At 72.1% G+C, this 15,045-nt stretch carries 15 protein-coding genes; 10 read left to right on the top strand and 5 right to left on the bottom strand.

The window, feature by feature from the left end:
• Positions 1 to 33: 33 nt before the first annotated feature.
• From OG430_RS24090 to OG430_RS24055, 8 genes are read left to right on the top strand one after another with little or no spacing between them, the layout of a single operon-like run.
• The gene (locus OG430_RS24090; protein ID WP_327354661.1) at positions 34 to 1,071 is read left to right on the top strand and encodes an NAD-dependent epimerase/dehydratase family protein; all 1,038 of its coding nucleotides are present in this window, start codon (positions 34 to 36) and stop codon (positions 1,069 to 1,071) included.
• 15 nt (positions 1,072 to 1,086) lie between these two features.
• Positions 1,087 to 2,358: an MraY family glycosyltransferase gene (locus OG430_RS24085; protein ID WP_327354659.1), complete on the top strand. Its 1,272-nt coding sequence runs from the start codon at positions 1,087 to 1,089 to the stop codon at positions 2,356 to 2,358.
• Positions 2,359 to 2,361: 3 nt separating this feature from the next.
• Positions 2,362 to 3,189: a WecB/TagA/CpsF family glycosyltransferase gene (locus OG430_RS24080; protein WP_327354657.1), complete on the top strand. Its 828-nt coding sequence runs from the start codon at positions 2,362 to 2,364 to the stop codon at positions 3,187 to 3,189.
• A complete protein-coding gene (locus OG430_RS24075; RefSeq protein ID WP_327354656.1) occupies positions 3,186 to 3,944 on the top strand; it encodes an FkbM family methyltransferase in 759 nt (252 codons plus the stop codon). Before OG430_RS24080 ends, OG430_RS24075 begins: the two co-directional genes overlap by 4 nt.
• On the top strand, positions 3,941 to 5,137 hold the full coding sequence (locus tag OG430_RS24070) for a glycosyltransferase family 4 protein (RefSeq protein ID WP_327354655.1): 1,197 nt from the start codon (positions 3,941 to 3,943) through the stop codon (positions 5,135 to 5,137). Before OG430_RS24075 ends, OG430_RS24070 begins: the two co-directional genes overlap by 4 nt.
• On the top strand, positions 5,134 to 6,249 hold the full coding sequence (locus tag OG430_RS24065; RefSeq protein ID WP_327354654.1) for a glycosyltransferase family 4 protein: 1,116 nt from the start codon (positions 5,134 to 5,136) through the stop codon (positions 6,247 to 6,249). The genes OG430_RS24070 and OG430_RS24065 overlap by 4 nt, the downstream gene beginning before the upstream one ends.
• Positions 6,239 to 7,288: an LCP family protein gene (locus OG430_RS24060; RefSeq protein ID WP_327354653.1), complete on the top strand. Its 1,050-nt coding sequence runs from the start codon at positions 6,239 to 6,241 to the stop codon at positions 7,286 to 7,288. The genes OG430_RS24065 and OG430_RS24060 overlap by 11 nt, the downstream gene beginning before the upstream one ends.
• A 40-nt stretch (positions 7,289 to 7,328) precedes the next feature.
• The gene (locus OG430_RS24055; RefSeq protein ID WP_327354652.1) at positions 7,329 to 8,870 is read left to right on the top strand and encodes an alpha-L-fucosidase; all 1,542 of its coding nucleotides are present in this window, start codon (positions 7,329 to 7,331) and stop codon (positions 8,868 to 8,870) included.
• On the opposite strand, the gene OG430_RS24050 is transcribed toward OG430_RS24055, so the two are convergent.
• Both OG430_RS24050 and OG430_RS24045 read right to left on the bottom strand, forming a co-directional pair.
• Positions 8,867 to 9,115, bottom strand: a complete 249-nt coding sequence (locus tag OG430_RS24050) for a DUF397 domain-containing protein (RefSeq protein ID WP_327354651.1) — start codon at positions 9,113 to 9,115, stop codon at positions 8,867 to 8,869. The two genes, OG430_RS24055 and OG430_RS24050, sit on opposite strands and share 4 nt — an antisense overlap.
• Positions 9,112 to 9,897 (bottom strand): helix-turn-helix domain-containing protein, encoded by a 786-nt coding sequence (locus OG430_RS24045; protein ID WP_327359202.1) that lies wholly within the window; start codon positions 9,895 to 9,897, stop codon positions 9,112 to 9,114. Before OG430_RS24045 ends, OG430_RS24050 begins: the two co-directional genes overlap by 4 nt.
• A gap of 177 nt (positions 9,898 to 10,074) precedes the next feature.
• Between OG430_RS24045 and OG430_RS24040 the strand changes: the two genes are divergently transcribed.
• Both OG430_RS24040 and OG430_RS24035 read left to right on the top strand, forming a co-directional pair.
• On the top strand, positions 10,075 to 10,515 hold the full coding sequence (locus OG430_RS24040; protein ID WP_327354650.1) for an ATP-binding protein: 441 nt from the start codon (positions 10,075 to 10,077) through the stop codon (positions 10,513 to 10,515).
• Positions 10,516 to 10,621: 106 nt separating this feature from the next.
• The gene (locus OG430_RS24035) at positions 10,622 to 11,434 is read left to right on the top strand and encodes a class I SAM-dependent methyltransferase (protein ID WP_327354649.1); all 813 of its coding nucleotides are present in this window, start codon (positions 10,622 to 10,624) and stop codon (positions 11,432 to 11,434) included.
• A 17-nt stretch (positions 11,435 to 11,451) separates the two neighbouring features.
• Here the strand turns inward: OG430_RS24035 and OG430_RS24030 are convergent, their stop codons facing one another.
• The 3 genes from OG430_RS24030 to OG430_RS24020 are packed head-to-tail and all read right to left on the bottom strand — an operon-like array spanning position 11,452 to position 15,038.
• Positions 11,452 to 13,092, bottom strand: a complete 1,641-nt coding sequence (locus OG430_RS24030) for a family 20 glycosylhydrolase (RefSeq protein ID WP_327354648.1) — start codon at positions 13,090 to 13,092, stop codon at positions 11,452 to 11,454.
• 3 nt (positions 13,093 to 13,095) lie between these two features.
• Positions 13,096 to 13,977: an FkbM family methyltransferase gene (locus OG430_RS24025; RefSeq protein WP_327354647.1), complete on the bottom strand. Its 882-nt coding sequence runs from the start codon at positions 13,975 to 13,977 to the stop codon at positions 13,096 to 13,098.
• Positions 13,974 to 15,038: a glycosyltransferase family protein gene (locus tag OG430_RS24020; RefSeq protein ID WP_327354646.1), complete on the bottom strand. Its 1,065-nt coding sequence runs from the start codon at positions 15,036 to 15,038 to the stop codon at positions 13,974 to 13,976. The genes OG430_RS24025 and OG430_RS24020 overlap by 4 nt, the downstream gene beginning before the upstream one ends.
• Between the last annotated feature and the right edge of the window lie 7 nt (positions 15,039 to 15,045).

Here is a 15,045-nt window from a genome sequence, read left to right as displayed (position 1 = left end):
GCACCGCAACAGCAGCGAGAGAACGGGCAGCTCATGGATACGTACCTGGTCACCGGCGGTGCCGGATTCATCGGCTCGCACCTCACCGAGGCGCTGCTCGCCCAGGGCCACACCGTCGTCGTGCTCGACGACCTCTCCACCGGCGACAAGGCGAACCTCGCGGCCGTCTGGGCGCACCCGCGGCTGCGCTTCGTGCGCGGCTCGGTCCTCGACGACCGCCTCGTGGACGAACTGATGGGCCGCGTCGACGCGGTGGTCCATCTGGCGGCGGCCGTCGGGGTAAGGCTCATCGTCGAGCAGCCGCTCAAGTCCTTCACCACGAACGTCCGCGGCACCGAACACGTCATCGCGTCCGCCCACCGCCACGGCCGCCGCCTGCTGCTCGCCTCCACCTCGGAGATCTACGGCAAGAACACCGGACCGCTCACCGAGACCTCCGACCGCGTCCTCGGCGCGACCAGCGTGGCCCGCTGGTCGTACTCCACGGCCAAGGCGGTCGACGAGATCCTCGCCCTCGCGCACCACCGGGAACTGGGGCTCCCGGTGACGGTCGTACGCCTCTTCAACACGGTCGGCCCCCGGCAGAGCCCCGCCTACGGCATGGTCATCCCGCGCCTGGTCCGCCAGGCCGTCGCAGGCGAACCGCTCACCGTGCACGGCGACGGCAAGCAGCGCCGCTGCTTCGCACACGTCGCCGACGTCGTGGACGCGCTCCTGCGCCTCCTCGCCCACCCGGCGGCCAACGGCCAGATCTTCAACGTCGGCACCGCCGAGGAGACTTCGATCGCCGAACTCGCCGCCCGCGTGGTGGCGCGGGCGGGCAGCCGGTCGCCGGTCGTGCTCGTGCCGTACGACCAGGTCTACGGGACCGGCTTCGAGGACATGGAACGCCGGCTCCCGGACACGACGCGGCTGCGCGAGCTCACGGGGTGGGTGCCGCGCCGGAGTCTCGACGACATCCTCGACGCGACGATCGCGGAAGCCTCGCACGCGCTGCGCCCCGTCGAGCCGCTCGGCGTGCCCGGCCCGGCCACCGAAGTCCCGACTACCCCTTCAAGACTCCTCGGCTGACAGGACACCCCAGCCATGCTGTACGGAACCATCGCGGCCCTCTCCGCCCTCCTCCTCACCGCCGTACTCACCCGCTTCGTGCGGGCGTTCGCCCTGCGGACCGGCATGGTCGACCGGCCCGGCGGCCGCAAGGCGCACGCCCGGCCGACCCCGCACCTCGGCGGGGTCGCGGTCGCCGCGGGCACGCTGACCGTGGCCTGCACCGGGTACGCGCCGCTCGGCCCCGGCATCGCGACGCTGCTCGGCGCCGCGGGCGCGGTGGCGCTGCTCGGCCTGGTCGACGACCTGCGGCCGCTGGCGGCGGGGCCGCGGCTCCTGGTGGAGACGGTCGCGGCCGGCGTGGTGGTGTACGGCACGGACATCTCCCCTGCCGCCGGTGTCCTCGCGGTGGCGTGGATCGTCTTCATCACCAACGCCTTCAACCTGCTGGACAATTCGGATGGCGCGATGGGCACGGTCGCCGTCGTCACGGCCCTCGGCCTCGCCCTGTGCGCGGCCGCGGAGGGCCTGCCCGGTCTGGCCCTGCTCCTGACGGTCCTGGCCGCGTCCCTCGCCGGGTTCCTCACCCTCAACTGGCATCCGGCCCGCATCTTCCTCGGCGACTGCGGCTCCCTCTTCACGGGCTTCCTGCTCGCGTCGTCGGCCGTCCTGGTCCACACCGGCCATGACGCACTGCCCAGCGCGGTGGGCCTGTTCGCCCTCACGGTCGCCGCGACGGCCGACACCCTCCTGGTCCTCCTCTCCCGCCGCCGCGCGGGCCGCCCCGTCCTGCTCGGCGGCACCGACCACATCGCCCACCGCCTCCGCCGCCTGGGCTTCACGGTCCCGGGCGCGGCGGTGGTCCTTGGGGCGCTGGCACTGGTGGGGGCGCTGACCGGGGTGCTGGTGCACCGGGGGGCCGTCGGACCGCACGGTGGAACTCCCTTGGCGGGGGCGGTGGTTGTGGTGGTTTGGGCTCTGCTCAAGGTGCCGGTGTACAAGCGCTCCGGCGCTACTGCGGTGGTCAAGCGCCCGCTGACCGCCTCTCCCACCCTCACGGCCGGCCGTGCACGTACCTCTTCCGCTCTCCCTGCGGGCAGTCGTGCCGCAGGGCGGCACGGGTGGGCGCAGGCGAAGGTGCCGAGTGCGCTGAACGGCAACCCCCGCCCCACCCCGTTGCAGGGCGCCGCAAAGGCGGCAGCAAGGGTGGCGGGCCCCCGCAAGACCCGGGTAGCCATGCCCAAACTCGCCCTGCCCGGCGTACGCCGACGTACCCAGCCCACTTCACCCGCCCAGGCAAGGGGCTGACACATGACCACGACCACACCCGACCGACGCCCCCAACTCCCGCCGACAGGCGCAGGCGTGGCAGCCGCCACAGTCCTCTGCACAGGCGTGCCGATCGCCGCGGTGAGCCCCGAGGAAGCCGCCGCCGCAGTCATCCGCCTCGCCGCCGGCGGGCAACCCGCGGACGTCCACCTCTGCAACGCCTACACCTTGGCCCTGGCCGACAAGGACCGCGTCCTGAAAGCCAGACTCAGCCGCGCCACCCTCAACCTCCCGGACGGGCAAGGCGTGGTGTGGGCCAACCGCCTGGTCCACCGCGACCGCACCCTCCCCCGCGACCGCGTCTACGGCCCCGACCTGCTCCTCGACGTGTTCCGCACCGGCCAGGCGGTGGGCCTGCGCCACTACCTCCTCGGCTCCACGCGGGACGTACTGGACGGCCTCACCGCGGAACTCAAGGCCCGCTACCCCCGGGCGCAGATCGTCGGCACCGAAGCCCCGCCCTTCCGTGAACTCACCGCAGAGGAACGGCAGTCCCAGGCCCGGCGCATCGCGGCCAGCGGCGCCCAGATCGTCTGGGTCGGCCTCGGCACCCCCAAGCAGGACCACGAGGCGGCCCTCCTCGCCCGCGAGCACCCCGCCGTGTACGTGGCGGTAGGCGCGGCCTTCGACTTCATCTCCGGCAACAAGCCGCAGGCCCCGCTCTGGATGCAGCACAACGGTCTGGAATGGCTCTTCCGCATGTGCAGCGAGCCCCGCCGGATCGGGCGCCGGGTGCTGTGGGGCCATCCCCGCTTCGTACGCGCCGTACTGAGCAGCCAGGCCACCCCCACGAAAGGCAGCGCCGCATGACGCACCCGACCCTCCTGCACCGGGCCCGGGTCCTGGCCCAGCGCTTCGGCATCGACATCACGCGCCACCCCTCGGACCGCACCGGTGACCACCTCGTGCGGCTCCTCGACCGCTTCGAGATCGACACGGTTCTCGACGCGGGCGCGCACACCGGCGGCTACGGCACGCTCCTTCGCGGCAGCGGATTCACCGGCCGCATCGTCTCGTTCGAGCCGCTCACGGCGGCGCGCGCCCAGCTCCACCGCGCCGCCGAAGAGGACCCGTACTGGACCGTCCTGCCCTACGCCCTCGGTGACACCAGCGGCACCATCGAGCTGAACGTCGCGGGCAACGCGGGCGCCAGCAGCTCGGCGCTGCCCATGCTGCCCCGGCACCGGGCCGCGGCACCCGGGTCCGCGTACACCGGTCGCCAGAAGGCCGAGGTGCGGCGCCTCGACGAGCTGTGGGAGGAGATCACCGCCCCCGGCGAGCGGGTCTTCCTCAAGCTCGACGTACAGGGCTACGAGGGCCATGTGCTGCGCGGCGCGGGCGACTACCTGGACGAGGTAGTGGGCCTGCAGACCGAGACGTCCTTCGTGCCGCTCTACGAGGGCGGTCCGCTCTTCGACGAGGCGCTGGGCCACGCCCAGCGGGAGCTCGGGATGAGCGTGATGTCGATGGTGCCCGGCTTCACCGACCCGGACTCGGGCCAGATGCTCCAGTGCGACCTGGTGCTCTTCAAGCAGTCCGACGCGAGGGAAGCGGCCCTCGTATGAGGATCGCGGTGGTGCACAGCCGCTACGGCTCGGGCGCGCCCAGCGGGGAGAACCTGGTGGTCGCCGCCCAGGCCGAGGCGCTGCGCCGAGCGGGCCACGAGGTGCATGAGGTCACCGCCGCCACCGACGAACTCGCCGGGCAGCCCCTATACGCCCTGCGCAGTGCGGCCACGGTCGCCACCGGGCGCGGCCGTTCGCCGGGGCCCCGGCTGCGGGAGCTCGCGCCGGACGTCGTGCACGTGCACAACCTCTTCCCCAACTTCGGCCGCTCCTGGGTGCGTTCCTGGGCCGGACCGCTGGTCACGACCCTGCACAACTACCGCCCCCTGTGCGCGAACGCGCTCCTCTACCGCGACGGCGCCGTCTGCACCCGCTGCCCCGACGGCGACCGCTGGGCCGGTCTGCGCCACGGCTGCTACCGGGACTCGCGCGCCGCCACCCTGCCGCTCGCCCTGGCCGGCCGGGCGGGCCCGCCCGGCGACCCGCTGCTCGCCCGCGCCGACAAGGCAATCGTCCTGTCGGAGCTCAGCCGCACCACGTACGAACGGGCCGGCATCCCGGCCGCGCGCCTTCAGCTCATCCCCAACTTCGTACGCGCTGCCGCAAGTTCACCGGCGCCTCCCGGCCGGCGGTGGGTGTACGTCGGCAGGCTCAGCGCGGAGAAGGGCGTCCTGGAACTCCTGCGCCGCTGGCCGTCCGACCAGCCGCTCGACGTCATCGGCGGCGGCCCGCTGGCGGAGGCCTGCCGGGCCGAGGCTCCCGGGTCCGTACGTTTCCTCGGCGTGCTGTCGCCCGAGGACGTGGCCCAACTCCTGCCGCGTTACGCCGGGTTGGTCTTCCCGGGCCGCTGCTACGAGGGCATGCCCACGGTGTACGGCGAGGCGCTCGCGGCCGGGGTGCCGGTGCTGGCGTTCGAGGGCTCCTCGGTGCCGCTCGCGGTGCGGGCCGAGGGGACGGGCCTGGTCGTGCGCGAGGGCGAACCCCTCGGTCCGGTCCTTGCCGAGGCCACCGCCCGCTTCCCCGGCCTGCGGGGCCGCTGCCGCGAGGTGTACGCGCGGGCCTACGCCGAGAGCGTCTGGCTCGCCAGGATCGAACGGCTCTACACGGACCTGTGCGCCCGCCCGCTGACGGACCAGTCCACCCGCCCCGTGCCCGCGACACGACGGGCCGCCCGGCGGGAGGCGCGGGCATGAGCGCGGCCCGTCGCGTCGCGGTCGTCCTGCCCTACCTCACCGCGTACCGGCTGCCCTTCCTCGACCGGCTCCGCGCCGAACTCGCCGCACACTCAGTCGAGTTGACCGTCGCGCACGGCAACCCCACCGGGCTCTCCGCCGCCCGCCAGTCCGCGCTGTCGATGCCGGGCGCCGTCCCGCTCGGCCAGCGTGCCTTCCGGGTCGCGGGGCGTGAGCTGATCTGGCACGGCGGCCTCGGCGAGCTCGCCCGCCGCAGCGACGCCCTGGTGCTGCCGCAGTCCCTGCACCATCTGCGCCTGTACCCCCTGCTCGCCACGCGGCCGGAGCGGATCGGCCTGTGGGGCCACGGCAGGACCCATGTCTCCACCCACGGCCGGCCCGAGCAGTGGGCCAAGGCCGCGCTCACCCGCCGGGCCGGCTGGTTCTTCGCCTACACCGACGCGGGCCGCGCCTACGCGGAGGCGGCCGGACTGCCCCGGCAGCGCATCACCGTCGTGCGGAACTCGCTCGACACCGCCGCCCTGACCGCCGCCCGCGACGCCGTCACCGAGGACGAGGCGGCGCGGCTGCGGCGCCGGTACGGGCTCACCCAGGGGCGTACCGGGCTGTACGTCGGCGGGCTCGACGAGCTCAAGCGCATCCCGTTCCTGCTCGACGCGGCGGCCCGCATCGCCGCGCGCGTACCGGGCTTCAAACTGCTCGTCGCGGGTGATGGCGAGCAGCGCGGCCTTGTGGAGGCCTCGCCGTTCGCCGCGTACGCGGGCCACGTGGGCGTCGCGGAGAAGGCGCGGCTCGGCGCGGTGTCCGACGTGATGCTGGTCCCCGGCGCCGTGGGCCTGTGCGCGGTCGACTCCTTCGCCCTGCGCACCCCGCTCGTCACCACCGAATGGCCTTACCACGGGCCCGAGTTCGGCTACCTCACGCACGGCCGCAACGCCCTGGTCGCGCGGGACGAGACGTACGCCGACCAGGTCGCCGAACTCCTCACCCGGCCCCGTCTCCTTTCCGGTCTGCGCCGCGCCTGCCGGTGCGACGCGGGCCATTACACCGTCGAAGGCATGGCCACCAGATTCGCCGAAGGCATCGAAGGGCTGCTCACCCATGGCACTTGAGGAACGTACGAAGAAGATCCTGCGCAGGACCGGCATCGGAGCCGGAGCATTCCTGCTCGCGCTCGTCGGGGTCGGCTGGCTCCTTTACGCCAAGCTCGACAGCAACATCCGCACCGACGAGGCCACCGCCCGTGCCCTCGCCGCCGATCAGGGTTCGAGGCCGAATCCGGGCCCGCACGGGGGCAAGGCCAAGAACATCCTGCTGCTCGGCACGGACAGCCAGGCCGGCTGGGGCTCCACCCGCGCCGACACCGCGATCCTGCTGCACCTGTCCGGGGACCGCCGCAGCGCCTCGATGACGAGCATCCCGCGCGACTTGATGGTCAACATCCCCAGCTGTCTCCGTCCGGAGGACGAGTCCCGTACGAAGGCCGAGTTCGCCCAGTTCAACTGGGCGTACGAGCGCGCCGGGGCGGGCTGCACCATCCGTACCTTCGAAAAGCTCAGCGGCATCCGCGTCGACCACCACCTGGTCGTCGACTTCTCCGGCTTCGAGAGGATCGTGAACGCGGTCGGCGGGGTCGAGGTCGACGTCCCCGAGCCGATCAGCGAGCCCGAGTACCACATCACCCTCAAGCCGGGCCGTCAGCTCGTGAAGGGCAAGGATGCCCTGACGTTCGTCCGCACCCGGCAGGGCGTCAGTGACGAGAGCGACCTCCAACGCATCGAGCGCCAGAAGGACTTCATGCGCAACCTGGTCGCCAAGGTCACGGACACCGGCACCCTGACGAGCCCGACCCGCGTGTACCCCCTCCTGGACGCGGCGACTTCGTCCCTCACGGCCGACTCCGGGATGGACTCGCCCGCCGAGCTGTACTCGCTCCTCAAGAGCGCCCGGGCGATCCCGCCGAGCGCCATGAAGATCGTCACGCTGCCGTGCACCGAGCACCCCGACTACATCGGCCGCTACGAGATGGTCCCGAAGGAGGGCCTGGCGCTCTTCAAGGCGCTGCGCGAGGACACGCCACTTCCGGCACATCTGTACAACGCGTACGACAAGGACGGCCATCGGGAACGTCCGTATTTCGACAAGTCCTGAGCCCTCACTCCCGCAGCTGCCGCCCACGCCTGGAGCCCTTGTGTCACTGAGCCGTCGCCAATTCGTCGTCGCCACGGCCGTCACCGTTCCCGGTCTCGCCGCCGTGGGCGCGGCTCCGGCCGTCGACGGGCGGCCGGAGCCCGGCATCCGCATCCCGGTCACCGCCACGGACGACGGGGCCGCCCTGACCGCCAAGGCCGCGCGGGTCAGGCCGACGGAACGGCAGATCGCCTGGCAGCGCCTGGAGCGGACGGCCTTCGTGCACTTCGGCATGAACACCTTCACCGGGCTCGAACACGGCACGGGCGAGGAGGAGCCCGAGGCGTTCCTGCCCACGGCCCTCGACACGGACCAGTGGGCCCGCGCACTGCGCGACGGCGGGTTCAAGCTCGCGATCCTCACCGTCAAGCACCACGACGGGTTTCTGCTCTACCCGTCCCGCTACTCGCGGCACAGTGTCGCGTCGAGTCCCTGGCAGGACGGGCGCGGCAATGTGCTGCGGTCCTTCGCGGACTCCATGCGGCGGCACGGCATCAAGGTCGGGGTCTATCTCTCCCCGGCCGACGAGAACCAGCTCCTGACCGGGGTGTACGCCAACGGCAGTGCCAGAAGCGCCCGTACGATTCCCGGCCTCGTCGAGGACGACGACCGCACGCCCGCCCCCTCGCGCACCTTCACCATGGAGGCCACCGACTACGGGGAGGTGATGCTCAACCAGCTCTACGAAGTCCTCACCGAGTACGGCCCCATCCACGAGGTCTGGTTCGACGGAGCCGAGGCGCACCTGCCGCCGGACCGGACCGAGCGGTACGACTGGGACAGCTGGTTCGCCCTGATCCGCGCACTGGCCCCACAGGCCGTGATCGCCAGTACCGGTCCTGATGTGCGCTGGGTCGGCAACGAGAACGGCTTCGCCCGCGAGGACGAGTGGAGCGTCGTGCCCGCGAAGGACTCCGGGCAGGGACTCGCCGAAGTGACACCCACCCACCAGGTCCCCGACATGGGCAGCCGCAGTGCCCTGACGAAGGCCCGCGCGACGACCGCGCATCTTCAGTGGTGGCCGGCCGAGTGCGATGTCTCTCTGCGGAACGGCTGGTTCCATCGTGAGGGCCAAACCCTCAAGCCCGTGGACGAGTTGACCGACTGCTACTTCCGCTCCGTCGGCCGCAACGGGGTCCTGCTCGTCAATGTGCCGCCCGACCGGCGGGGCCTGTTCGCGGACACGGACGTGGCCCGGCTGCGCGAGTTCCAGGAGCGCCTGGCCCGGGAGATGCCCGTCGACCTGGCCCGGGGCGCCCGGGTCCGGGACGCCGGTACCCGCCTGGATCTGGCCCGCCCCGTCGAGGTCGACCGCATCCGCCTCGCCGAGGACATCCGGCACGGCCAGCAGATCGAGGCGGCCGTGGTGGAGGCGCGCACCTCGCGGGGCTGGACCGAGGTGGCCCGGACCGGCACCGTCGGGGCGAGCCGCATCCTGCTCCTGCCCAAGCCGGTGCGGGCGCGTTCGTGGCGCGTACGCGTGCTGCGCTCGCGGTCGCGGGTGCGGCTGTCCCGGTTCGGGCTGTACCGGTCCCGGGTCTAGGCCTGGGCGGCGGCGTAGCCGACGAAGGCCTGCCAGGCGCTTGGGTCCACCTGGAAGCTGGGGATCGTCGTGTCCTTGGAGTCGCGGACGTGGATGGTGGTGGGGCAGGTGGCGATCTCTATGCAGCTGTCGCCGTCGCCGCCGCTGTACGTCGACTTCCGCCAGTCGAGGGCGACTTCGACGCAGTCGTCGCCGGAGCCGCCGCTGTAGCTGCTCTTGAACCAGACCAGTTCGGTGGTGCTCATAGCGCTCCTCGGATGCTCTGCAGCAGGCCCTGCGAGTCTTCTGGGGTGAGAGCCTGTGTGCGCATCCTGGCATATCGCATCTGGAGCGTGCTGACGACTTTGGGTTCCGCGATGAACTGGCCGCTCTCCTGTCCCTCGCAGTACGCGAACCACTTGTTCTCGGGGGTCTCCAGCAGCCGAATGGGCCCGTCCCGGCCCGCATGATGCTCCTGCACCAGCGGCATCACCTGCAGCTCCACATTCCGCAGCTCGCCCAGCTCCAGCACGTGATCGATGAGCTCCAGCGTCACCTCCGTCCCGCCCGTACGGCGTCGGAACAGATGCTCTTCGAGGATGAAGCTGTACGCGGTGTTCTGCCGTTCCCGCAGCAGCTCCTGCCGCTCGGCACGGGCTGCCAGTTGCGCCTCGACCTGGTTGTCGTTGAGCGGCGGCAGCTGCTCGGTGAAGAGCGTGGTCGCGTACGCGGGGGTCTGAAGCAGCCCGGGTACCATCCGGCACTCGTACGTGCACAGGCTGATCGCCCGGGGCTCAAGTCCCGCCCACTTCTTGAACCATGAGGCCAGCCCCCGCTCCCGCGTCACGTTCCGGAACGCCTCACGGATGGCCCCCGTACCGCCGAGCGCCGCGTCCGCCGCGTCCGCGAACGCCTGGTCGGCGAGGCGCCGCCCGCGCTCGATGGACTCGACCGAGTGCTTGGACAGGTGGACTATGGCCCCGAGCTCCTCCCGGGTCATGCCGTGATGTTCGCGCATCGCCCTGACGACCGCGCCGAACGTGCGCATGCTGTCCGAGGACTCGGGTTCGTTCTCCCAGGCCACGGGCCACCTCCCGGAGTGCGGTGATCTCACTCAGGGTTACGGGACGGTCGCTGTACTGTCCAGGGCGCGCGTCCGTACTCCGCCCGGGAGTACGGACGTTGAACCTGGCGCGCCCCGCGCCGCGCTCGCCACCGTTGAGGCATGAACGCACGCACCGCCCAACTCGCCTTCGTACAACGCCTGTCGGCAACCCCGCGCGGCGCCCGCCTGGCCCGGCTGCTTGCCGTGGCGCAGTTCCACGACTGGGGCGTGCCCAGCGAAGACGCGGAGCTCGTCGTCGCCGAGCTCGCCGCGAACGCCGTGTTCCACGGTCGCGTACCGGGCCGTGACTTCGAGTTGGGCCTGTTCCTCGACGGCGACGTACTCCGGATCGAGGTCACCGACACCCGCCACGACCGGCGACCGCCCGCGAGCACATCCCCACGCCCGGCCCCGGACGGGGAGTCCGGGCGGGGCCTGCTCATCGTCGACGCCCTCGCCGAGCGGTGGGGTGTGTCGGACGGGCAGGTCCCGCGCAAGACGATCTGGGCCGAGCTGCGAGCTGCGCCACGGTCCCAGGGGCCGTATTTCGACAAGTCCTAGGCCTGATTCCGAGTCGTCCCAGGTGGCCGGGGCTGATCGTGTGAAGTTCCGGACGGCCGTTGAATACGGCCGATAACGATCAATGTCGTACTCATACTGTTCCGCTATGACCGACACGACAGTGGCCCGCACGATGGGCGATCTCCAGGAACTCGCCCACGGCACGGACCACGACTACGCCAAGGGCTCTCCGCACATCCGTCATCAAGGGCTCCGTGATCGGATCATCGATCAGCTGCAGGCCGTGGTCAGCGAGACCATCGACCGCAACGGGCAGTGCCGGCTGCTCGAACTGGGCGCGGGGCACGGCACGTTCACCGACCACCTGGTGGCGGCCGGCGCCCAGGTGACCGTGACCGAGATGAGCGAGCCGAGCGCGCGGGTCCTGCGCCAGCGCTTCCGGCACAACCCGGGCGTCACGGTGGTGCACGACCCGGACGGGACGAGCGTCAGCAAGGTCGGTGAGCTGGACGCCGCCGTCTGCATCTCCGTCCTGCACCACATTCCCGACTACCTGGCGACCGTGTCCGGTCTCGTCGAGCGCATCGTGCCCGGCGGATCGTTCCTGAGCGTCCAGGACCCGCTCTGGTACCCGCGCCGGACCCGCACGTCGATGCGGCTCGACAAGGGGGCGTACTACCTCTGGCGTCTCGGGCAGGGCAGTTTCCGGCGGGGTCTGGACACCCAACTGCGGCGGTTCCGCGGGGTGTTCGACGAGACGAAGGAAGCCGACATGGTCGAGTACCACGTCGTGCGTGACGGCGTGGACGAGGAGGCGCTGCGGACGCTCCTCGCCGCTTCCTTCGAGGACGTACGGGTGCAGCGCTACTGGTCCACCCAGAACGGCGGGCTGCAGGCCGTCGGCGAGCGGTTCTTCCCGTCGTCGACGTTCGGGATCGTCGCGAGGAAGCGGGGCTGACGGCTCGGTCCGGGTAGTCAGTCCTTCAGGGCGCGGGGCCAGCCCGGACTGCGGCCGATCCTGTTGATCAGGGGCTGGTACCGGGCCCAGGTCCTGGCCGGCCGGGGCGAGCCCCAGACCTGCTGGGCGAGCATCCGCAGCGGCTCGCGCAGGCCGGCCGCGACCTGCTGTTCGGTCTGGAGTTCCGGCATGTCGCACCACACGTGGAGCTTGGCGCCGAGGTTCCTGGACCGGGAGGCGGGCCGGAGGGTGCCGCCGTCCTGGAAGAGGTTCGGGTGCCACTTCTCGTACCCGAAGACCGTGTCGGGCTTGTTGCCGCCGAGGATGTAATACGTGGGCACCCAGCTCGCGTTGAGGATGCGGTGCCCGTTGTCGACGTGCTGCTGCGGTGTGAGCCCGTGGGTGTACCAGTACTCCAGGATCACGTTCGGGTCCACCTTGACCGCGCTGCCGCCGCCGACGCCGTCGCTCCACGCGCGCGTGGTCTTGCCCGCGGCCCGCACGAGGCGGTTCGCCCAGTTGATGAAGCCGAGGTAGGTGTCCTTGGCGTTGGCCTTGGGGCCGTAGTGCTTGCGGGCGTACGCGAGGATCTGGGGGTGGGCGTCGGCGTCGGCCCGGTATTCGTCGGCGCCGATGTGGAAGTAGGGGCCGGGGAACAGCTTCAGGTACTCGGTGTAGATCTCCCTGATCAGCTTGTACGCACCGGGCTTGCTGAGGTCGATCCGGTCCTGGTGCACCTCGCCGGTCCGGCTGACGAGCCGGAGGTCCGTGTGCTGGCCCAGGACGGCCCGCATGTGGCCCGGCGCCTCGAACTCCGGCACCACCGTGATCTTGTGGCGGGCGGCGAGTGCGATCAGGTCCTTCACCTGCCGCTTGGTGAGCTTGTCCGCGGCCACGAACTCCGGGTGCGAGGTGCTCTCGACGCGGAAGCCCTCGTTGTCGGACAGGTGCAGATGGAGGTAGTTGAGCTTGAGGTAGGACAGCTCCTTGATGTGGGCGGCCAGCCAGCGCGGGGCGAAGAACTTGCGGCCGTTGTCGACCATGAGGCCGCGCTCGGGGAACTTCGGCCAGTCGCGGGCCGTGCCCCGGGGTACGGCCCGCGACTGGTGGAGCAGTTGGAGGAGGGTGCGGGTGCCGTAGAACGCCCCGGTGTCGGTGCGTGCGCCGACGGTCGCGTGGCCGGTGACGCGGAGGGTGTAGCCCTCCCGGCCTAGCGTGCGGTCGCGGGAGCCCAGGGTCAGGAGGATGTCGCCTCTCCTCAAGTCCCTTGCGGTACCCATGAGTTGGGCGGGCTTGCGGCCGGTCAGGGCCGCCAGGTCCGCGGCGAACGTGCGCGATGTCCCGGCGAGCGCGGCGGCGTGCGCCCGGCTGCGGATGATGCGTGACCCGTTCCCGTACCGGAACGTGCCCTGCCCGCCCCGCCACTCCCGCAGCGCGGGGATGACGCGCGGTGCGGCGTTCCCGCGCGCGGCGGCCGGGCCCGCGGCGGCCGGGCCCGCGGCGGCCGGGCCCGCGGCGGCCGGCACCCGTGCGGCGCCGCTCCTGGCGGCGTCGTCGAGCGGCGCCTCGACCGGCCGGCAGGACGGGAGGCAGGCCACCAGGCACAGGGCGGACACGGCCAGGACGATGCGCCGGGGGAACGCGGAGTTCGAGGTCATGGGCTAGTCCTGGGTGAGGAGGAAGTTGGCGTACCGGGGCAGCGGGGTCGTGCCGGGTACGGCCGGTACGGGGCCGGTGCTGCTCAGGTGGGTCACCCGCCGGTAGCCGAAGTCGTGGGCCGTCGACCGGACCGCTTCGAGGGCCGCCGCGTCCAGGCACTCGACGACGAGCGCGGGGTGATGGGCGCGCAGCACGCGCTCCATGCCGCGCAGGACCTGGGCCTCCAGGCCCTCCACGTCGATCTTCACCAGGTCCACGGGCTCCGTGCCGAGCAGTCCGTCGCCGGTGACGACCTCCACGTCCACGCTGCGGTGGGCGCCCCTCGGGGGCAGCAGGGAGGCGGCGGTGACATCGGCGGGGATGGCGAGCCGGGTGCGGCCCGAGGTGTCCGAGAGGGCCTTGTCGCAGACCCGGACCCGTCTCTCCAGGCCGTTCACCTCGACATTGCGCACCAGCAGCCGGCGGGCGGCCGGATTGGGCTCGACGGCGACCGCGGTCAGGTCCGGGTTGGCCCGGCAGGCGAGCAGCGTGTAGATGCCGGAGTATGCGCCGATGTCCACGAAGCGCCTTGCCTTGCGGGCCAGTTCGAAGAAGACCGGGCAGGTGGTCTCCTCCCAGTGCCGCATATGGGTCCACACCACGCTGCGGGCCAGCGCGTCGTCCTCGCCGCACGCGTACCGGAAGGTGCTGCCGTCCGGGGCCCGGACCGGCCACACCCCCGACGGCTGGAGCCGGGCCCACACCGACGGGGGCAGCCAGTCCCGGTCGGCCGCGGCGCGCACCGCGCGCTGAGCGCCCGGGGTGCGCAGGATCAGATCGCGCAGGGCCGTGGTGGCACTCGGAGCGGTGCCGGTTCCGGTGGCGGTGACGGCGGCGGGGGTCATCGGGGTCCTTCCGGGGCGCGGGCGCCGGTGAGGGGGCGGGGTGCCGCGAAACCCGTCCACGGCCCGGCGGGTGGCGCGGCGGGCAGGAACGGGGCGAGCATGTGGCGCAGGGCGTGGGTCTCGGTCAGGTGGTCCAGGACCCAGCGGCGCATCCGTGCGGCCCGGTCGAGCAGCAGCCGTGGATCCTCGGTGAGCAACGCCCTTACGCAGTCGGCCGCTTCGGCCGGACTGTCCAGGAGATGGAGCCCGTCGTCGGGTCCCGGCAGCCAGTCGAGGTCCGGGTGCCGGGACGAGACGTGGACGCGTCCCGAGGCCATCGCGATGGGCAGCCGGTCGGAGAAGAAGCCGGGGTAGCCGCGGTAGCGGTTCCAGCCGACGGTGACGAGGGCGCGGCGCATCGCGGCCTGCTGCTCGAAGTAGGGGACGGGGCCACGGGCGTACGGGCCGCGCCAGCGCTTTCCGTACACCGAGAAGCCGGGCACCGTGGCCGCCAACCGCCGTACCAGCTCGGTGCGTTCGCGGTCGTCGCGGATGAGCTCGATGCCGCAGTACGTCATACGGGCGCCGAGCAGGGCGACCCCCTCGGGCCGGACCGGCTGGGCCTCGGGGGCAGCGAAGGCGAGCGGCACGGTGTTGGGGACGTAGTGCACGGGCCGGCCCGAGGCCTTGCGCAGCAGCTCGGCCTGCGGCCCGTGCGCGACGCTGAACACCGCCTCGGCCGACCGCATCCACGCCACGTTGCGCTCCCGCAGCGGCTTCCCGCGCCCGCCCCAGGCGTCGCCCTCCCACACCACGAGCGGTGGTGAGCCGAGGTTCCGCAGCAGTGGGGCGACCTCGTGTGCGGTCCACGGCAGGGGCTGCGGTGTGTGGACCAGGACGAGATCGGGGCGCAGGTGCGAGGAGAGGTGCGCGAGGCGGCCGGGTTCCGCGGCCGGTAGGACGCCGACGTGGCGCAGGACGCCTTCGCGGGCGAGCTCGGTGAAGCCGCGTACGAAAGCGTTGTCTTCCCCGTAGTCGCGGTCCTCGTTGCTGATCTGGAGGACGAGGGGCGGATCGGCCACGGGGGGC

The organism is Streptomyces sp. NBC_01304 (assembly GCF_035975855.1).
Taxonomy (GTDB): Bacteria; Actinomycetota; Actinomycetes; order Streptomycetales; family Streptomycetaceae; genus Streptomyces.
The sequence above is the reverse complement of the archived record's forward strand: the minus strand, read 5'-3'. Positions and strand labels throughout refer to the sequence as shown.